This window comes from Hathewaya massiliensis, assembly GCF_902143515.1.
In the GTDB taxonomy this organism is placed as follows: Bacteria; Bacillota; Clostridia; order Clostridiales; family Clostridiaceae; genus Hathewaya; species Hathewaya massiliensis.
In genome coordinates this window covers 148,516-168,189 of record NZ_CABFVD010000006.1, presented here as the reverse complement: position 1 = coordinate 168,189, position 19,674 = coordinate 148,516, and the positions used below count along the sequence as shown (strand labels likewise).

Here is a 19,674-nt window from a genome sequence, read left to right as displayed (position 1 = left end):
ATTAATTATAGAGATAAATAAAGTTAGAAACATTAGTGAAAAAGTATTTTTTCATGAGTATCTAGGGAGGGATAAATATGAAATTTGTAATAGTAAGTGGACTTTCAGGAGCAGGAAAAACTCAGGCTATGAGAGCTTTAGAAGACTTAGGTTATTTCTGCGTGGATAATTTACCTCCTACTTTAGTGCCTAAATTTGCAGAGGCTTGTGGTAGAGGTTCTGGAAAAATACAGAAAATAGCTCTTGCCATTGATATAAGAGGAGGAGAGTTTTTCGAGGACATATTTGAGAGTTTTAATTATTTAACAAGAGAAGGATATAATTATGAGGTTTTATTTTTAGAAGCTAATGATGATGCACTTGTGAAAAGATATAAAGAGAGTAGAAGAAAACATCCCTTAGCTCCTGATGGGAGAATATTAACAGGAATAACCTGTGAAAGAGAAAAGTTAAGAAAGATTAGAGATAAGGCTAACAATATTATAAATACTACAAAGCTTTCAACTAGAGTTTTAAGAGAAAAGATAACTGAAATTTATGCAGAGGAAGGACAGACTGAAACAGAAATAATAGTTACAGTTTTATCTTTTGGATTTAAATATGGAATTCCAGTAGATTCTGACTTAGTATTTGATGTGAGATTCTTACCTAATCCTTTCTATATAAATAAATTGAAACCTTATTCAGGATTAGATAATCCTGTTAAAGAATATGTTCTTTCTTTTGATGAGACAAATAAGTTTATAGAAAAGTTAACTGATATGCTTAAGTTTTTAATTCCTAATTATAAAAAGGAAGGAAAGAGACAACTTATTATATCTATAGGATGTACTGGTGGAAGACATAGATCTGTAGCTATTGCAGATAGGGTTTATGAAACTTTATCTATGAGAGGGTTTAAAGCTAACATAGATCACAGAGATATTAATGAAGATGCCAATAGAGGAGTATTAAAGCTATGAATTTAAAATTTTGGCTAAAAGAAACCACTGGAATAAAAAGATGGATAACTTTGGGTTTTATAGGTTTTATGATTATAATACTAGGTATTTCAAAAGCCATAATGACTGGACTTACAAACTTATATGAAATATATTTATATACAGGGATTATATCATTCGGTATTTTCTCTGTATTCATTTCTGTTATAAAGGGAGTAGATGCTGTAATAACTTTTGTAAATAGAGAATGTGACAATGTTACTGTAGACTCTAAAGAAATTGCAGATAAAATATATGAAAAAAGGCTTCTAGTAAAGGGACCTAAGGTAGTTGTAATTGGGGGAGGTACAGGTCTATCAAATCTTTTAAGAGGGATGAAGAGATTTACATCAAACATTACAGCTATAGTAACGGTAGCTGATGATGGTGGAGGATCTGGTGTCCTAAGAGATGACTTAGGAATGTTACCTCCAGGGGATATTAGAAACTGTATATTAGCCTTAGCACATACAGAACCTGTAATGGAGGAATTATTACAATATAGATTTACAGATGGAAGGCTTAAAGGACAAAGCTTTGGAAATCTATTTTTAGCTGCCATGGATGGGATTTCAGAAAATTTCATGGAAGCAGTTCAAAAGGTAAGTTCTGTTCTTGCAGTAACAGGAAAAGTATTACCTGTTACTTTAGAAAATGTTAAGTTAAAGGCAAGGTTAAAAAATGGGAATATTGTAGAAGGAGAATCTAATATACCAAAGGAAGCTATAAAGCAAAATTCAAGTATTGAGAGAATATTTATAGACCCAAAAGATGCAATAGCATTGAAGGAAGCACTTTTAGCTATTAAAGATGCAGATGCCATAATACTAGGGCCAGGAAGTTTATATACAAGTATAATTCCAAATCTTTTAGTTAAAGAAATAAAAGAAGAAATACATAAGTCTTCAGCCATTAAAATTTACATATCCAATCTAATGACACAACAGGGTGAGACAGAAGGATATGCCACTGAAGACCATATAAAAGCTATCCATAGCCATGCAGGGAAAGGCATAATAGAATACGCCATAGTAAATAAGGGCACAGTGGATAAGGATTTAGAAGAAAAATATAAGGACAAAGGAGCAACTTTGGTAAAGACTAATAAAGAGGAATTAGAAAAGCTTAATATTAAGGTTGTAGAGTCAAATCTTGTAAAGGTTAAAGATGGTTACATTAGACATGATAATGTAAGAATGTGCCGTATAATCATAAAAACAATTATGGAAAAAAAACTATGCTATGATCGTAAGAAGATGATGGAATATTTTTATCTTCTAGGTCGCTTAAGAAAAAAATCATAATATTTATTAAATAGGAGTTGAGCCATGTCATTTTCAGCAAAGGTTAAAAGTGAAGTTTGCAGAATTACTAATATATCAAAGGAAGAGGCGAGATCCTTATTATCTGCTATTATGAAAGTTAGTGGTTCCATATCCATTGGTGCTAACAGAAAACTAAGCTTTAAAGTTACTACTGAAAATCCAGCTATAGCTAGACTTACTTTTAAGATGTTAAAAGAACATTTTAAGATTCATACAAGGCTAATAGTAAGACGTAGTAATTCATTAAAAAAGAACAATGTATATATGGTTATAATAACTGAGGAAATGGGGCTTAGGAACTTTCTAGTAGATATTAAAGTTTTTGATAATAAGGAAGAATTTATATCTTTAAATTATACAATACCAGATGAATTAATAAATACGGATTTGACTAGAAAAGCATATATAAGAGGTGCTTTTCTTGGAGGAGGAAGTATTAGTAATCCAGAGAAAACATATCATTTAGAGTTTGTAACTCATAATGAGAAATATGCTAATGAACTTAGTAGGGTTATAAATACTTATGGATTAAATTCAAAGGTTATTCAAAGAAAAAGTAGTTATGTAATATACATAAAAGAAAGTGAACAAATAGTAGATATATTAAATATAATAGGTGCTCATAGCAATCTTTTGTATTTAGAAAATGTTAGAATAATGAAAGAGATGAGAAATAATGTAAATAGACTTGTTAACTGTGAAACAGCTAATTTAAGTAAGACAGTAAATGCTGCAGTTCGTCAAATTGAAAGTATAAGGCTTATAGAAAGTGAAATAGGACTTCAAAGGCTACCACAAAACCTAAGGGAAGTTGCAGAACTTAGGGTAAAGTATCCTGATGAATCGCTAAAAGATTTAGGAATGATGTTAGACCCTCCAGTAGGAAAATCAGGAGTAAATCATAGACTTAGAAGAATTGAAAAGATAGCAAGTGAACTTAAAGGCAGTAAATAAAATATAATTAACAAAATACACTAATAAAATGCATTAACAAAATATATTAACAAGTAAAACATAATAACAAATAAAAAACAAAGAATATTAACTATAAAATTTAAGTGAATTTTTATAGTTAATATTCTTATAATTTATGTCAATAATTAGCATAAAAAATTATATAAATTAAGTAAGAAATATGAGCTTGTATGATCCACTTTATAAGATAGATATTACCTTACATAAAATAGATGAAGTTAAAAATAATTAATTTAGTATAAAATTATACCTAAAATTGCAGCTATACAAGTTAGTAATATAGGATCTAGTTTGTATTTATACGATGCTATGAAAGCTCCTGAAAATATAAGTATACTTTTATAATCTATAAAAGCTGATTTAGCAACTAAGATAGCTGCAGCAGCTATAAGTCCTACAGTACATGGTCTTAGTCCCTTAAAGGCTTTCTCCATATAATCATTATTTTTAAAGGCGAAAAAGAACTTAGAAATTATAAGCATTATTATTATAGAAGGCAAACTTACTCCTAAGGTTGCAGAGATAGAACCTAGTATGCCACTAGCTTTATATCCTACATATGTAGCTGAATTTATTGCAATTGGTCCAGGAGTAACTTGTGATATTGCAACTATATCTATAAATTCATTAGCTGTTAGCCATTTATTAATAGTAACTACTTCTTCTTGTATTAATGGCAACATTGCATATCCACCACCAAAACTAAATAGACCTATTTTGAAGAAGGTTAGAAAAATTTTTAATAGAATCATTTATTCTTTACCTCCGTATATTTAAAAAATATTATTCCAATTAATGCTGATGAAATGATTATTATAATAGGAGTAATTCTTAGTACATATACTAAAAATGAAACTAATATAACAATAGGGATGTAAGTTTTGGGAGATTTAGATTGCTTTATCATATTTATAACAGGGACTACTATTAAAGAAACAATAGCAGGTCTTATACCTAAAAAGGCTTTTTTTACTAAGGGTTGCTTTTGAAAGTTAGTAAATACAGACGCAATGCCTAAAATAATTAAGAAAGATGGTAAAATAGAACCCAATACTGTAAATAAACATCCTACAACCCCACCAACTTTATAACCTATAAAAACAGCTACATTAACAGCAATAGGTCCAGGAGAGGATTGAGCTAAAGTCAACATATCTATAAATTCATCTTTTGCTATCCAAGATTTATTTTCTACCACTTCCTTTTCAATTAAAGGAACCATGGCATACCCACCACCTAGAGTAAAAGCTCCTATTTTAAAAAAAGTTAAAAATATTTCTAAGTATTTTTTCATATATATCACCTTCTTAAAGCTTAATGGGAGAAACTCTGTATAAAAACTAAATTTAAGTTATATCCTTTACTTATATAAAACAACTATAAAAAATTAAGTTTACTTTGTTTATCTATACTAAAACCTCATAGTAATTTTAACATTACATAATATAAATATCAAATAATAGAGTATTTGGTTCTATAAGAATATAAGTCTATAATGGCTATGAATAATAATCATATAATGTTAATCAAACAATCAACAGAATTACTGCACAACTTTAAGACTGTTAGCTATGAATATTAATATTTTGAATAAATAAATAAAGAATCAGGAAATGCTATTAATCTTGCATATTCCTGATTCTTGTTTTAAGTAATATTAGTAAATATATTATTTTATATATTATTGAAAGTCTTTTTCAAATTCATTTAGAGATGCATTTAATAAAGTTACAGTATAAGCAGAAGCAGGTCCGCCTCCAAAACCAACAGCAACCATTGCTGCCTCTACAATCTCTTCTCTTGAACATCCAGCTTTTAATGCATTGTATACATGCGATACTATACAGTATTCACAGCGGCTGTATACAGAAATTCCAATACTTATTAATTCTTTAGTTTTTAAATCAACTTTTCCATCTTTAAACACAGAACCTATAAAATTTCCAAAGTTCTTCATTTCATTTGGAACTACAGAAAATACTTCTTGTTGACCTTTTTTTATTTCTTCTAACATTTCTCTTGGATTTTTTTGCATAATACTATACCCCCCATAGGTTAATCATACTATTTAAATTATAACAAACAATTATTATATAATCAATTTTATTAAGTAAATATTTGTATAAAATGCTATTGATTTTATCTATAGAAAAAGAATACACTATATTTAAAAGTTATAAATATAGTGTATTTTGGATTAAACTTCTTTTGAATTTGGGATTTGCATAAATCCGTCGCAACAGTCGTCACATTGGCAACAATCTTCAGAATGTGAGCATAAATCTTCACAAGATTTATTATTACATTGTTTGCTGAAAATATAGTATCCTAGGGCAGCACCTATAATAGCTACTCTCTTTAAAGTTTTCTTATTCACAGAAAAAACCTCCTTTAAAATAAAGTGAAATCTTCTACATATAATTACATTACTATTGTAGATTATCCTTATGTACAATATTATACATAATAATTTTGTCTTTTACTCTATGTTTATTAAAATATATAAATTGTTTTCACTTTATTTTCAATTTATATATGATTAAAAGAACTTGGGGGGATATCCAAGTTCTTTTCGGGGTTATTTAAAATATTTAGGGGATTATATTTTAAATCTATATAAATTTAAAATACATCATATTTAATAAGTAAATTTAAGCATTTTATTTGAAATATCTATTTAATAAGCCTTTGAATGCCATACCATGTCTTGCTTCATCTTTACACATTTCGTGAACTGTATCATGAATTGCATCATAGTTTAATTTTTTAGCTAATGTAGCTAAGTCTTTTTTACCTTGGCAAGCTCCATGCTCAGCATCTACTCTCATTTGTAGGTTTGTCTTAGTATCAGCTACAACAACTTCACCTAATAATTCAGCAAATTTAGCTGCATGCTCAGCTTCTTCAAAAGCTATTCTCTTATAAGCTTCTGCAACTTCTGGATAACCTTCTCTATCAGCTTGACGGCTCATAGCTAAGTACATTCCAACTTCTGTACATTCTCCTGTAAAGTTTGCTCTTAATCCTTCGATAACTTCTGCATCAACATCTTTAGCAACACCTATTACATGTTCATCAGCCCATGCCATTGAATCTTCATTTTTTTCTACAAATTTATCGCTTGGTGCATTACATACTGGGCATTTTTCTGGAGCAGTTTCTCCTTCATAAACATATCCACATACTGTACAAACAAATTTCTTCATAAATAATTCCTCCTAAATTAGATAATTTATAATTAATTGGTAGATTAATCTCTTAACAATTACTATTATACAATAATTATTATTTTTATCAAGTGTTTTTTAAAAGTTTTTTTAAAAAGTTTTTATTAATGCAAAAGCCTTGATAAATCTAGAGTATTTACAAAAAGGATTTGAAAAAGAATGTCAATTGATAATTGTAAAGGTGTATTATTAAGAATATTAATAAGAAAATATTTTTTAAAATATATTTTTATTAAGGAATTCTATTGGTATTATAACATGAAAATCATTAAGTAAAGTAAGTAAATGTCTATGAAGATCTCACTATAAAAAGTCTCTATTATTGACAAAGTCTAGTTATAAATTTAAACTTAAATTATAAAAACAAATGAGGAGTGTGGAAAATGAAAAGAGAACTTAATAAAATTCCTATAATAATAGATACAGACCCTGGTATAGATGATGCCTTTACCCTTATGTTAGCATTAGGTAGAGAAGAATTAGATGTTAAAGCAATTACAACAGTCCATGGTAACAACACTATAGAGTATACTACAGAAAATGCCTTAAGATTAATAAGTTATTTTAATAGAGAGGATATTAAAGTAGCTAAGGGTGCAGGGCTTCCATTTAACCAACCATTACATATTGCAGATTTTGTACATGGAAAAACAGGACTTGGCGACTTAAAGCTTCCAAAGAGTGATGCTAGCTTATATGAAAAAAATGCTTGGGACACTATATATGAAGTTGCTAAAAAGGAAGGAGAAATTACAATTGTAGCTTTAGGACCATTAACTAATATAGCTATGGCATTAAGAATGTATCCAGACTTAAAAGATTACGTTAATAGTATAAGTTTAATGGGAGGCGCTTGCTTTGGAGGAAATGTATCTCCTTGTGCAGAAGCAAATATAAATTCCGATCCAGAGGCTGCGAGCATAGTATTTAATTCAGGTATTCCAATAATTATGGCTGGACTTGATGTGACAATGAAAACTATGATACTAGATGAAGAAGCAGAAAGAATTAGGAATATAAACTCAGAACTTTCAAATACATTAATGAAGCTTTTTGACTTCTATTCTATTTTTCAAAAGAGCGTAATAGGACTTCAGGGTGTGGTGGTTCACGATTTAAGCGCTGTAATGTATTTAATTGCACCAGAGATATATAAGACAAAGAAGTGTAACGTAGAAATAGAATTAAAAGGACAATTTACTAGAGGAAAAACCGTAGTAGATTATTTTAATGTTACAGATAAACCTAAAAATACAGAGGTTTTATTTGAAGTTGATAAAGAAGCATTTGTGCAAAAATTAATTGAGACTATAGAAAAATTTCCTTTAAAATAATTTAACTTAAGAAGCTTAAGTTGGTGTAATATGAATTAGTCACTGTAATATATAAAGATTAATATAAGATAAAAAATTTAGATAGAATTATAAAAAAATTTAATAAATTTATATTGAAAAATAAGAGCAAGGTTTGCAAATAGTATATACACAATCTTAATATGTGTTATATCAAAAGTTTACCTTGCTTTTTATTTCGTTATTATTATTTTTAATATTTCTGTAGTTTTTAAAGGGAAAATATTAGATGAATACTTCCTTATATCAGGTTTTCTTAGTCTTAGTAAAGGTTAGAACCTTCTATGAAACTTAGGATTTAATAAATTTAATAATTTCAATAATAAATTAAAATTATTAAATTATTCAGTAATTTGTATATTCAATTAATGAAATATGAGAATATTTTAGGGGTTTTTGTAGGATATAATATATAAATGCAAGAAACTAAATTTTTATGTATAATATAAGTATATATTTATTATATGATTTATAAATAAGTTAATATTGTCAATAATCATATATAGAGAGGAGGGAGTTTTAAGTGGAAGACAAGGGAATAGGGAACCCAAATACTGAGGATTTAGAAGAAGATTTAGGAGAGTTCGTTCATCTTCATACACATACGGAATATAGTCTTTTAGATGGTTCTGGTAATATTTCTAAAATGCTTAAAAGAGCAAAAGAACTAGGGATGAAAGCACTATCTATAACTGATCATGGAGCTATGTTTGGTTGCGTTAATTTTTATAAAGAAGCTAAAGCAGTTGGAATAAAGCCTATTATTGGCTGTGAGATTTATGTAGTTCCTAAATCCATGTATATTAAAAATTTAGATAGAGAAAATGAAACTTATCACCTAGTGTTATTAGTAAAGAATGAAAAAGGTTATGAAAACTTAATGAAGATTGTAAGTAAAGCTTCCTTAGAAGGGTTTTACTATAAGCCTAGGGTTGATCATAATTATTTAAAAGAACATAGTGAGGGAATAATCGCAACTAGTGCCTGTCTGGGGGGAGAGGTTCAGAAATATCTTCTCTCTGGTAATTTGGAAAAGGCAAAAGAAACAGCTCTTTTTTATAAGGAAATATTTAAAGATGGATTTTACTTAGAACTTCAATATCACGGTTTACCGGAACAATTAAAAGTAAATGAAATGTTAGTTAAGCTTTCAAAAGAAATAGATATTCCTTTAATTTGTAGTAATGATGTTCACTATATAAATAAAGAAGACTGGAAAGCTCACGATATATTATTATGTATTCAAACAGGAAAAACGGTGGAAGAGGAAAATAGAATGAGGTACCCATCTCATGAATTTTATTTAAAGTCTCCAGAAGAGATGAAGGTGAACTTTTCATATATTCCTGAAGCCTTAGAGAATACAGTAAAAATAGCAAACCAATGTAATTTTGATTATGAATTCCACCAATCTAAACTTCCAAAATTTCCTTTAGAACCTGGAGTAGACTCATTTCAATATATGAGAGATTTATGTTATGAGGGGCTTAAAGAAAGGTATGAACATATTACAGAAGAACTAAAGGAAAGATTAGAGTATGAACTCAATATTATAAATCAAATGGGATATATAGATTATTTTCTTATAGTTTGGGACTTCATAAAGTTTGCTAAGGAATCTGGGATCATGACTGGCCCAGGGAGAGGATCAGGGGCCGGGTCCATGGTAGCCTATACCTTAGGAATAACGAAAATTGATCCTATAAAGTATAATCTTATATTTGAAAGGTTTTTGAACCCTGAAAGAATTTCTATGCCAGATATAGATAGCGACTTTTGTTATGAAAGAAGAGGAGAAGTTATAGATTATGTGGTTGAAAAGTATGGTAAGGGTAATGTGTCACAGATTATAACTTTTGGGACCATGGCAGCAAGAGCTTGTATTAGAGATGTTGGAAGGGCTATGAATTACTCCTATACAGAGGTTGATAAAATAGCAAAAATGATCCCAACCATGCTTAGTATAACCATAGATAAGGCATTAGAATTAAATCCTGACCTTGCTAAGGTTTATGAAGAAGATGAAAGGGTTAAGGAACTTATAGATGTTTCTCGTTCACTAGAAGGTCTGCCAAGACATACTTCAACTCATGCAGCAGGAGTGGTTATTGCATCACAACCTTTAGTCCACTATGTGCCACTATCTAAAAATGAAGAATCTATAGTATCACAATTTGATATGGTAACCCTTGAGGAGCTTGGACTTTTAAAAATGGATTTCCTTGGACTTAGAACTCTTACAGTAATAAGAGATACTGTAGATATTATTAAATATACTAAAGGAATTGAAATTGATATAGATAGTATAGATTATGATGATAAAAAAGTTTATAGCATGATCGGAGAAGGAAAGACAGCAGGTATATTTCAGTTAGAATCCCCAGGTATGACAAGTTTTATGAAGGAACTAAAACCAGATAGTCTAGAGGATATAATAGCAGGAATAAGTCTTTATAGACCAGGTCCTATGGCTGAAATTCCTAGATATTTAAAAAATAAAAGAAATCCAGAGGAAGTAGAATATGATACACCACAACTTGAAAATATTCTAGATGTTACATACGGGTGTATGGTATATCAGGAACAGGTTATGCAGATTGTTAGAGACCTTGCAGGCTATTCCATGGGAAGAAGTGACCTTGTAAGACGTGCTATGTCAAAGAAAAAGCACAAGGTTATGGAAGAAGAGAGAAAAAACTTTATTTATGGAATAGTAGATGATAAAGGAGAAGTAGTAGTTCCTGGGTGTATAAGAAATGGTATAAGCGAAAAGGTAGCTAATAAAATATATGATTCCATGATGGATTTTGCTTCCTATGCCTTTAATAAATCCCATGCAGCAGCTTATGCTGTAGTTGCTTATCAAACTGCTTATTTAATGAGATATTATCCAACAGAGTATATTGCAGCTATGTTAAATAGTGTTATGGGAACTAGTGAGAAAATAGCTTTTTATTCAAAGTTTGCAGAAAATGTAGGTATAAGAGTACTTCCTCCAGATATAAATAAGAGTTATGCTAAGTTTACTGTTGAAGATCAATGTATAAGATTTGGTATGAGAGCAGTTAAGAATGTTGGAATAAATGTAATAAATAGCATAGTAGAAGCTAGGAAGAATAAAGGCGAGTTTAAGGATTTTATGGATTTTGCTAGCAAAATAGATGTTTCTGCAATAAATAAAAGGGCAGTGGAAAGTTTAATTAAAGCAGGAGCTTTTGATGAATTTAAAATTTTTAGATCTCAGCTTTTAGCTATATATGAAAAAGTTTTAGATGGTGTTGGTAATGAGAAAAAGAGAAATATAGATGGACAGATAAGCTTGTTTGATTCTGGTTTTGAAGCTTATAATAATTTAAAAATTGAGTATCCTAATATTAAGGAATTTGAAAATAAACATTTACTTATTATGGAAAAAGAAATGACGGGAATATATATTTCAGGTCATCCCTTACAGGAATATGATGAAAGCCTTGAAACTTTTACTAATACTAAAATATCAGATATATGTAAGCCAGAAGAAACCTTAGAATCAGATCTCGTTGAAATAGATAAAGCATTTAATGTAAAAGATGGAGATAGGGTTGTAATTGGTGGGATTTTATCTGAGGTTAAGAAAAAAGTAACTAAAAAAAATGAATTTATGGCCTTTGTAAATTTAGAAGACATGGAAGCTAGTGTGGAATGCATAGTATTTCCTAAAAGTTTTGAAAAATATCGTCATCTTATTGAAGAAGATAGTTTGGTTATTATAAAGGGAAGAATAAGCATAAAAGAAGATGAACCAAAGGTTATATGTGAAGATATTCAGCCCTTAATAAAGGTAAACAAAGATAAGATATATGTTCTTGTAGAAGATAATAAAGAAATGAAAAAGACCATAGAAGAATTTAAAGATGAATTATATATATACTTAGGAAATACTCCAATATATATATGTACTAAGAAAGAGAGAAAAAAGTATTTAATAGATAGAAACCTTTGGGTTAATTGTGAAATTGAAGTTATAACTTATCTTAAAAATAAGTTTGGAGAAGAAAATGTTAAGGTATTAAACTAACTACTATATTTTAAAACGTCAGGGGGAAGAAAAATGAAAACCATAGGTATACTAACAAGTGGTGGAGATGCTCCAGGAATGAATGCAGCTATTAGAGCGGTGACAAGAATGGCATTATCGCAAGGATTAAAGGTAATGGGGATAAATAGAGGGTATAGTGGACTTATAAATGGGGAAATATTTCAAATGCAAAGACATAGTGTGTCTGACATAGTCCATAAAGGTGGAACAATTTTAAAAACAGCAAGATGTGAGGAATTTAGAACTGACGAGGGAAGAAAAAAAGGTGCAAGAGTTTTAGAGGTATTTGGAATAGATGGATTAGTAGTAATAGGAGGAGATGGTTCCTTCCGTGGAGCTCAGCAATTATCTAAACTTGGAGTTTCTACTATAGGAATTCCAGGAACCATAGATAATGACCTTGCTTATACAGAATACACCATAGGCTTTGATACTTCTGTAAACACAGTTTTAGATGCTATAAATAAATTAAGAGATACATCTTCATCCCATCAAAGAGTTAGTATTTTGGAAGTTATGGGAAGAAACTGTGGAGATATAGCTCTTCATGCTGGTATTGGTGGAGGAGCTGAAAAAGTTATTATTCCTGAAAAAGGATATGATATAAATGATCTATGCAAGAAAATATTACAGGGAAAGCTAAACGGCAAAATTCATAATCTTATAATTCTTGCAGAGGGTGTAGGAGGAGCAACTGAACTTGCAAAAAAAGTAGAAACAGTTACAGGTATAGAAACAAGATCTACAACCTTAGGACACATACAAAGAGGAGGAAGCCCTTCAGCTTTTGATAGGGTTTTAGCATCCACCATGGGCGCTAGAGCTGTTGAACTTTTACTAGAGGGTAAATCTTCCAGAGTAGTTGGCGTTAGAGGCGGAAAAATAACTGACATGGATATAGACGAAGCACTTTCTATTGAAAGCAAATTTAATGAATATCTATATAACTTATCAGATATATTATCTTACTAAAAATTTTAAAAAGGTTCTTATTATTAAAGGAGTGATACTATGAAAAAGACTAAGATTGTTTGTACTATAGGACCGGCTAGCAACACTAAAGAAGTTATAAAAAAATTAATGGAAGCTGGAATGAACGCATCAAGACATAATTTTTCTCATGGAACTCATGAAACCCATAAAGAAAATATGGATATGGTAAAGGAAGTTAGAAAAGAGTTAAATAAGAATATTGCAATTATCTTAGATACAAAAGGACCAGAGATAAGAACAGGGGACTTTAATGTAGATAAGGTGGAATTAAAAGAAGGAAGTAAATTCACAATTTATTGTAGAGAAGAAATCCTAGGTGATGAAAGTAAATGTTATGTAACTTATGACAATTTATGTGAGGATGTAAAACCAGGAGATTCAATTCTTATAGATGACGGTTTAGTAGGTCTTAAGGTAGAGAGTGTTGAAGGAAATAAAATTAACTGTGTAGTTACAAATAGTGGAGTTGTAAGTAATCATAAAGGCATAAACGTACCAGGAGTTTCAATAAAATTACCATCTCTTACTGAAAAGGATATTAGTGATTTAAAGTTTGGAGTAGAACAAGGTGTTGACATGATAGCAGCTTCTTTTGTAAGAACTGCAGAAGACGTTTTAACCATAAGAGAAACTTTAAATAGATTTGGAGGAGAAGATGTGCTTATATTCTCTAAAATAGAAAATAGAGAAGGCGTAGACAATATAGACAGAATAATAAAATTCTCAGACGGTATTATGGTAGCTAGAGGAGACTTAGGAGTTGAAATTCCAACAGAAGAAGTGCCTATAGTTCAAAAAATGATCATAGAAAAATGTAATATAGCAGGAAAACCAGTTATAACAGCAACACAAATGTTAGATTCTATGATTAGAAACCCAAGACCAACAAGGGCAGAAGCTTCAGACGTTGCCAATGCTATACTTGATGGAACAGATTCAATAATGCTAAGTGGAGAAACAGCTAATGGAAAATATCCAATAGAAGCCGTTAATACTATGGCAAGAATAGCAGAAAAAACAGAAAATAGCTTAGACTATGAAAAAGCTTTAAATAGAAAACATAATGGCAAAAAGGTCACAGTACCGGATGCCATAAGTCTTGCAACTTGTACTACAGCAAAGGAACTAAATGCAACTGCAATTATAACTGCAACTCAAAGTGGCCATTCTGCTAGAATAGTTTCAAAACATAGGCCAGAGTGTCCAATAATAGCAGTAACACCATATGAAAATGTAGCAAGAAAACTAGCACTAAACTGGGGTGTATATGTAATATGCTCAGAAAAGGTTGAAACTACTGATGAACTTATTATAAAATCAGCAGAAAAATCTTTCGAAGAAGGATTTGTTAAAAAAGGTGACTTAGTAGTTATTGCAGCAGGAATACCAGTAAACTATGTAGGAAGTACTAATATGCTTAAAGTTCACATTATAGGTGATATATTAGTCCAAGGAAAAGGAAAAGGCGGAGTATCAGGATATGGCACAGCAAAAATTGCAAATACCTATGCAGAGGCTTTAGACACCGTAGAAAATGGAGATATATTAATATTAAAAGAAATAGATGAAAACTTTAAAGAGATATTACCGAGAGTTAATGGAATTATAGTAGAAGGTGAAGCAGATATAAGCATATTAACACAATGTGTATCTGAAGATATTCCAATTATATATAATGCTGAAGGAGCTAAAAATATAATTAAAACTGGTACATTTATAACTATGGACACAAGTCGTGGAGTAGTTTATTCAGGAAAAGCAAGTGTAAAATAGAAGATTTACAAAAATATAAAATAAAATTAACAAAAAATTAACAATATAACCCTGTGTATTTTAACAATTATAAGATAGAATATTATAATAGTGGATATAATATTAGATAGTAAATACTATATAAAAAAATTTGGCAACTGATTTTATTAATAGCACCTAAGGGTGCTCTTTTTTTTGCATAGGTATAGTATCACTTTGGCACACTATATTTAAAACTAAGATTTGCAAGTACGTGATAAATGTAGGATAAAACGTAAAGAGATTTATTTTAGTTGTAAAAAATATTAGAATTGTTATAATTATAATAGTATGTCTTTAGAGCGTATTTTATCTCTTTATAAAGTTACTAATACTTTAAGGAAGGAATTTTTGAATGAAGGAAACAATACCAGTAATTAAGAACAAAGAATATGAACTAGAAATTGAGAGTATGGGATTCCAAGGAGAAGGTGTAGCAAAAGTAAATAATTTCACTGTCTTTATTCCAGGGGCAATAGTAGGAGAAAAAGTAAGAGCAAAGATATTAAAAATTGAAAAGAAATTTGCTTTTGGAAAAGTAGTAGAAACAATAAAAAATTCTCCTTCAAGAAAAGTTCCTAGATGCGGAATTTATGAGCGTTGTGGAGGATGTAATCTTCAGCACATATCCTACGAGGGACAACTTGAGTATAAACGAAATAGAGTAATGGATACATTAAATCGTATAGGTAAGGTAAATGATGTAATAATTCACCATACCATAGGAATGAAAGAACCTTATTCTTATAGAAACAAAGTACAACTTCCAGTAGGAGAAAGTAATAATCCTAACAATCCAGTGTCAATAGGCTTTTACCAACAAAGAAGCCATAACATAATAGATATGAATGTATGTTATATTCAAGATGAGGCATCAGATGTGGTAATTAAACTTACAAGAAGATGGATGAAAAAATATAACATAGCCCCATATAGTGAAGAAAAAGACACAGGATTAATAAAGCACATTATGATAAGAAAAGGCTTTAGAACAGGAGAAATAATGATAGTTCTAGTAACTAAGGAACAAGAACTCCCACATGCAGAAGAGTTCGTATCCCTTATGCTAGAAAATATAGAAGGAGTAAAAAGCATAGTTCAAAATGTTAATCCTAAAAATACTAATGTAATTTTAGGAAATAAAAATAATACCTTATGGGGTAGTTCTTATATAACAGACTATATAGGAAGATTTAAATTTAATATATCCCCATTGTCATTCTTTCAAATTAACCCTGTTCAAACAGAAGAGTTATACAGTAAGGTTTTAGAATATGCAAGTCTTACAGGAGAAGAAACTGTATTTGATGCTTATTGTGGAACAGGTACAATATCCTTATTCTTATCTCAAAAGGCTAAAAAAGTCTATGGTGTAGAAGTAGTAGAAGATGCTATAAAAGATGCTATTAGAAACTCAAAAGAAAATAAGGTTAACAATGTAGAATTTATAGTAGGAGAATCTGAAAAAGAAATTCCAGCTCTTATAGAAAAAGGAGTTAAACCAGATGTAGTGGTGGTAGACCCACCAAGAAAGGGATGCCATATAGACTTATTAAAAGCTATAGCAGAAGCATCTCCAGAAAAAATAATCTATGTATCCTGCGATCCAGCTACCCTTGCGAGAGATTTAGGAATACTAGAAGGTATGGGATACAAGACTATAGAAGTACAACCAGTAGATATGTTCCCTCAGACTGCACATATTGAAAGTGTTTGTAAATTAGTTAGAGTTACCAATGGTTAGATAAGGATTTTAAATTTAAATAAATGATTTTACCATCTATTTGCCATCATAGTTCAGAGCATGGTGGCAAATAAAAGTCTTTGAGATGTTAAGTACACTCAAAGACTTTTATTTAGAAAAACATTTATAGAAAGTAGGTGTTTATAGATGAATGAAGATATTCGTTGGAAACAAAGGTTTTCTAACTATAAAAAAGCTACTATACAACTAACAGAATTTATAGAAAAAGGTGAGCTTAACAAATTTGAAGTTCAAGGATTAATTCAGTGCTTTGAATATACATTTGAATTAGCATGGAAAACCATGAAAGATTATCTGGAGCAGGAAGGATTTGAAGTGAAAAGTCCTAGGTCATCTATACAAACAGCTTTTCAAATAGAATTAATTACAGATGGTCATACATGGATTGATGCATTAAACAAAAGAAATTTAATGGCTCATACTTATGATGAAGATGTTGCAAAAGAAGCAGAGAACCTTATTAAAGAAAAATATTATCCTGTGCTTAAAGAATTATTATATAAGTTGGAGGCAGAACTATGAGTTTTGGATTAAAAGATTCTGACTTAGAATATATTATTGATGTTATAGGTAGATTTTCACAAATTAAAAAAGCAGTAATTTTTGGTTCACGTGCAAAAGGCAATTATAAGTCAGGATCAGATATTGATATAGCTATTTATGGTGAGGATATAAATTTTGATATATTAGCTAGACTTCATTCAATGCTTGAAGATGAAAGTCCAATGCCATATTTATTTGATATAGTAGATTTTACCCACACAGAACACAATGAGTTAAAGGAACATATCACAAGAGCTGGAAAAGTTATTTATGAGAAAAAGTAATAATTAAGGCATTACTGAAAAAGAGTTCTATTAGGGGCTCTTTTTTTGTGGTGCGCCTAGAATGTTTAAAATCTATTAGATTTTAAATTGTAATTATTCAAACAAGCACAATGTATATCGTATAGATATTGTTAAAGATTACAACCAATGAAATGGAAAAATAGGAAAGATTCAAAAAGTCTAAATACTTACAGGGCATTTTCATAGCAATTATATACCTAAGAAAATTTTAGGAATTTGGAACTAATTACTATATATTTAATATATAGTAGTCAAAGAAAATCTTTTCTAGTATAATTAAATTATTAAGTTTTGATAGTGTAAAGTGAAATATGAAAAAGCCAAGTTCAAAAATGATTTGCCCGAAGGGTGTAAAATAGTAAAATGCATTATGATTTTAAGATAAAACAACGAATTTTGAGCATGACAAAAAATCCTTTTTAGAGAAGGAAAATTTTTGATATTGCTAATGGCCACATTAATTTATCCACGTAGTGGCTCAGAAATATCGTATATTTACTTTATAACTAAATTAAGCAGAATTTTCAGATTGCATCTTTAATATTGTTTGTTGACCAAGATAAATAAGTAATTGCCACTTAGCAGGCATATTGCCCGCATTAGTTAAAATATCTATCTCATTTAGTGGCTTCCAGTAGTTATAAGGATGAGGACGTAGAAAGTTATAATAGGCAACCCAAAGGGAAACGCCATAAAGTGCACCATTCTCGCTTCCATAACCACAGGTAACGCCATAAGAAGATTTGAAGGTACGGTTAAGCCGTTCTACTACTTGCTTTACCCAACGAAATTCGGTGGATACAGCATCATCATTGGTGAGTCCGATAACTTGAGTAACATCAAAGTCCCATCCATTAACGATTTTTCACTGCTGACTTGCAAGAGGATAGGCACTATAGCCGTCTGCAATGAATTTTAAGGCTTTATTAGGGGATTTTTTAAACTTCTCAAAAGCCATACGCATAGTGAGGATACATGGACCTACAGCACGAGTATCAGATACTTGATAGCCTAAGATAGACTTCTTACAGGCATCCATGATAATCCAAACGTAATGTTTTATACCTTTTACCTTGATATAGGTTTCATCAGCTGAAAGAATATTAGATGGTTTGTAGTCAAATGTGTCAACAAAAGGCTTTATAACTGCGGCAGCAGTCATAGCATAATTAGCAACCATTGTATGTGAAATCTTTATTCCGTGTACTTCTTCCAAGGCATGTGCTGTCTGTCTAGTAGATAGCTTAAGATTAACGTGATAAGTAAGGCAAAGCCCCATAATGTGGGCATTAAACTTCTTATACTTAAAGTTAATTGCTCTAGAAGGAAGTTCATGTAAGTCCATTTTAAAGACATCTATGGTGAACTCACGATAGATGTAGTGGAGCTTGTACTTGTGTTTATCAGCGTCACTTAAGCCTTTAGGCAGCTTGTCTAAGTTCTTGCGGTAGTAGGAACACTTAGGATTAACACACTTATGTATTCTAAAATGCTTACGATCTTTCTTTGGAGAAAGAGTTTGTCCGCAATAAGGGCAACTAAATACTATAGGTTTAGTAGTGTGGTTACTTTCATTAAAATTTTCACCACAAATCTTGCATTGGTATTGCCCTCTAGAACCATTATTATCATAGATATACTGGTGAGGAGCACCGCATTTAGGCCATAGGATATTTTCAGGGATGGACTTCCAACTACGTCTCTGAACAGGTTTGGTTAGTTTATTATATTTATGTTTATAGTAAGCTAAAAGAAGTTGATAGTCTACCTTTTCAAAAAGAACAATTTTAGGTAGTTTATCCACCTTAAACTTCTGATATTCGGGACTATGTGAATCCTCAAAAACCAATTGTTTAAGAGGAATATATTTAGATATAAATAAAAAAAGTTCTAAAATAATTTTGTTTTGGTATTGAATATATAAAAGTAAATAAGTTATAATTGAATCCATAGCAATGACATCCTTTCTGTTTTTTGTGTTGTGGTAGACTCAATTATAACAGAAAAAAGGGGTTATTGTTTTTTTATTCAAAAAAAACGTTGGAACGCTTGATATATAAAGATAAAGTAAAAAATATAGTGTAAAAAACTTTACACTAACCAGAGAAAACTGGGAGTTTTTTTATGAACATATGGACAACACAAATATTTATTACTGTTATTTGGATAATTGGGATTATAAGAGTTTTAATGATTAAGGTGGAAATGGCATTAGATTTGTGTTCATATTGTAAAAGAGAAACATTTAGCAAGAGCACAGAATCTGTGACTAAGTCACTTAAATATTCAAATAATTAATTTATAATAAATTCATAAAAACTAAGCCAATGGAGGGGTTTT

The 19,674-nt window shown here is 30.2% G+C and carries 16 protein-coding genes and 1 pseudogene; 11 read left to right on the top strand and 6 right to left on the bottom strand.

The features are described from left to right. Window positions 1-77: 77 nt before the first annotated feature. Genes rapZ through whiA form a run of 3 tightly spaced genes read left to right on the top strand, consistent with a single transcriptional unit; the run spans window position 78 to window position 3,259 of the window. Window positions 78-962 (top strand): RNase adapter RapZ, encoded by an 885-nt coding sequence (gene rapZ / locus FNZ64_RS11880; RefSeq protein ID WP_142415148.1) that lies wholly within the window; start codon window positions 78-80, stop codon window positions 960-962. Further along, the gene (locus FNZ64_RS11875) at window positions 959-2,284 is read left to right on the top strand and encodes a gluconeogenesis factor YvcK family protein (protein ID WP_142415147.1); all 1,326 of its coding nucleotides are present in this window, start codon (window positions 959-961) and stop codon (window positions 2,282-2,284) included. The genes rapZ and FNZ64_RS11875 overlap by 4 nt, the downstream gene beginning before the upstream one ends. A 24-nt stretch (window positions 2,285-2,308) precedes the next feature. Beyond that, window positions 2,309-3,259 carry a DNA-binding protein WhiA gene (gene whiA / locus FNZ64_RS11870; RefSeq protein ID WP_142415145.1) on the top strand — a complete coding sequence of 317 codons (951 nt, stop codon included), beginning with the start codon at window positions 2,309-2,311 and terminating at the stop codon, window positions 3,257-3,259. Between the two features lie 254 nt (window positions 3,260-3,513). Here the strand turns inward: whiA and FNZ64_RS11865 are convergent, their stop codons facing one another. From FNZ64_RS11865 to FNZ64_RS11845, 5 genes are all read right to left on the bottom strand, one after another. Then, window positions 3,514-4,032, bottom strand: a complete 519-nt coding sequence (locus FNZ64_RS11865; protein ID WP_142415143.1) for a chromate transporter — start codon at window positions 4,030-4,032, stop codon at window positions 3,514-3,516. Next, window positions 4,029-4,574, bottom strand: a complete 546-nt coding sequence (locus tag FNZ64_RS11860) for a chromate transporter (RefSeq protein ID WP_142415141.1) — start codon at window positions 4,572-4,574, stop codon at window positions 4,029-4,031. The genes FNZ64_RS11865 and FNZ64_RS11860 overlap by 4 nt, the downstream gene beginning before the upstream one ends. A 387-nt stretch (window positions 4,575-4,961) precedes the next feature. Beyond that, window positions 4,962-5,315: a carboxymuconolactone decarboxylase family protein gene (locus FNZ64_RS11855; protein WP_142415139.1), complete on the bottom strand. Its 354-nt coding sequence runs from the start codon at window positions 5,313-5,315 to the stop codon at window positions 4,962-4,964. Window positions 5,316-5,477: 162 nt separating this feature from the next. After that, window positions 5,478-5,657 (bottom strand): hypothetical protein, encoded by a 180-nt coding sequence (locus tag FNZ64_RS11850; protein ID WP_142415137.1) that lies wholly within the window; start codon window positions 5,655-5,657, stop codon window positions 5,478-5,480. Window positions 5,658-5,940: 283 nt separating this feature from the next. Then, window positions 5,941-6,486: an NADH peroxidase gene (locus FNZ64_RS11845; RefSeq protein ID WP_142415135.1), complete on the bottom strand. Its 546-nt coding sequence runs from the start codon at window positions 6,484-6,486 to the stop codon at window positions 5,941-5,943. 404 nt (window positions 6,487-6,890) lie between these two features. On the opposite strand from FNZ64_RS11845, the gene FNZ64_RS11840 reads away from it, so the two are divergent. The 7 genes from FNZ64_RS11840 (at window position 6,891) to FNZ64_RS11810 (ending at window position 17,313) form a co-directional block, all read left to right on the top strand. Beyond that, window positions 6,891-7,841, top strand: a complete 951-nt coding sequence (locus tag FNZ64_RS11840; RefSeq protein ID WP_142415133.1) for a nucleoside hydrolase — start codon at window positions 6,891-6,893, stop codon at window positions 7,839-7,841. 541 nt (window positions 7,842-8,382) lie between these two features. Beyond that, window positions 8,383-11,916: a DNA polymerase III subunit alpha gene (locus FNZ64_RS11835; RefSeq protein ID WP_243129264.1), complete on the top strand. Its 3,534-nt coding sequence runs from the start codon at window positions 8,383-8,385 to the stop codon at window positions 11,914-11,916. Between the two features lie 33 nt (window positions 11,917-11,949). Next, window positions 11,950-12,909: a 6-phosphofructokinase gene (gene pfkA, locus FNZ64_RS11830; RefSeq protein ID WP_142415131.1), complete on the top strand. Its 960-nt coding sequence runs from the start codon at window positions 11,950-11,952 to the stop codon at window positions 12,907-12,909. 39 nt (window positions 12,910-12,948) lie between these two features. Continuing rightward, entirely contained in the window at window positions 12,949-14,703 is a 1,755-nt protein-coding gene (gene pyk, locus FNZ64_RS11825) for a pyruvate kinase (RefSeq protein ID WP_142415129.1), read from the top strand. Window positions 14,704-15,076: 373 nt separating this feature from the next. Further along, window positions 15,077-16,465, top strand: coding sequence for a 23S rRNA (uracil(1939)-C(5))-methyltransferase RlmD (gene rlmD, locus FNZ64_RS11820; protein WP_142415128.1), 1,389 nt, complete (start codon window positions 15,077-15,079; stop codon window positions 16,463-16,465). Window positions 16,466-16,612: 147 nt separating this feature from the next. Then, window positions 16,613-17,008, top strand: coding sequence for a nucleotidyltransferase substrate binding protein (locus FNZ64_RS11815; protein ID WP_142415126.1), 396 nt, complete (start codon window positions 16,613-16,615; stop codon window positions 17,006-17,008). Beyond that, window positions 17,005-17,313, top strand: coding sequence for a nucleotidyltransferase domain-containing protein (locus FNZ64_RS11810; RefSeq protein WP_142415124.1), 309 nt, complete (start codon window positions 17,005-17,007; stop codon window positions 17,311-17,313). Before FNZ64_RS11815 ends, FNZ64_RS11810 begins: the two co-directional genes overlap by 4 nt. Window positions 17,314-17,845: 532 nt before the next feature. On the opposite strand, the pseudogene FNZ64_RS11805 reads toward FNZ64_RS11810, so the two are convergent. Continuing rightward, window positions 17,846-19,285, bottom strand: a pseudogene (locus FNZ64_RS11805) (IS6 family transposase). Window positions 19,286-19,458: 173 nt separating this feature from the next. On the opposite strand from FNZ64_RS11805, the gene FNZ64_RS14740 reads away from it, so the two are divergent. Next, complete coding sequence (locus tag FNZ64_RS14740; RefSeq protein WP_185903766.1) at window positions 19,459-19,632, top strand: hypothetical protein; 174 nt, start codon at window positions 19,459-19,461, stop codon at window positions 19,630-19,632. Window positions 19,633-19,674: the final 42 nt, after the last annotated feature.

Excerpts from the sequence above, each read along its gene's own strand:
- rapZ (WP_142415148.1), top strand. The coding sequence starts at position 78 with ATGAAATTTGTAATAGTAAGTGGACTTTCAGGAGCAGGAAAAACTCAG.
- FNZ64_RS11875 (WP_142415147.1), top strand. The coding sequence starts at position 959 with ATGAATTTAAAATTTTGGCTAAAAGAAACCACTGGAATAAAAAGATGG.
- whiA (WP_142415145.1), top strand. The coding sequence starts at position 2,309 with ATGTCATTTTCAGCAAAGGTTAAAAGTGAAGTTTGCAGAATTACTAAT.
- FNZ64_RS11865 (WP_142415143.1), bottom strand. The coding sequence starts at position 4,032 with ATGATTCTATTAAAAATTTTTCTAACCTTCTTCAAAATAGGTCTATTT.
- FNZ64_RS11860 (WP_142415141.1), bottom strand. The coding sequence starts at position 4,574 with ATGAAAAAATACTTAGAAATATTTTTAACTTTTTTTAAAATAGGAGCT.
- FNZ64_RS11855 (WP_142415139.1), bottom strand. The coding sequence starts at position 5,315 with ATGCAAAAAAATCCAAGAGAAATGTTAGAAGAAATAAAAAAAGGTCAA.
- FNZ64_RS11845 (WP_142415135.1), bottom strand. The coding sequence starts at position 6,486 with ATGAAGAAATTTGTTTGTACAGTATGTGGATATGTTTATGAAGGAGAA.
- FNZ64_RS11840 (WP_142415133.1), top strand. The coding sequence starts at position 6,891 with ATGAAAAGAGAACTTAATAAAATTCCTATAATAATAGATACAGACCCT.
- pfkA (WP_142415131.1), top strand. The coding sequence starts at position 11,950 with ATGAAAACCATAGGTATACTAACAAGTGGTGGAGATGCTCCAGGAATG.
- pyk (WP_142415129.1), top strand. The coding sequence starts at position 12,949 with ATGAAAAAGACTAAGATTGTTTGTACTATAGGACCGGCTAGCAACACT.
- rlmD (WP_142415128.1), top strand. The coding sequence starts at position 15,077 with ATGAAGGAAACAATACCAGTAATTAAGAACAAAGAATATGAACTAGAA.
- FNZ64_RS11815 (WP_142415126.1), top strand. The coding sequence starts at position 16,613 with ATGAATGAAGATATTCGTTGGAAACAAAGGTTTTCTAACTATAAAAAA.
- FNZ64_RS11810 (WP_142415124.1), top strand. The coding sequence starts at position 17,005 with ATGAGTTTTGGATTAAAAGATTCTGACTTAGAATATATTATTGATGTT.
- FNZ64_RS14740 (WP_185903766.1), top strand. The coding sequence starts at position 19,459 with ATGAACATATGGACAACACAAATATTTATTACTGTTATTTGGATAATT.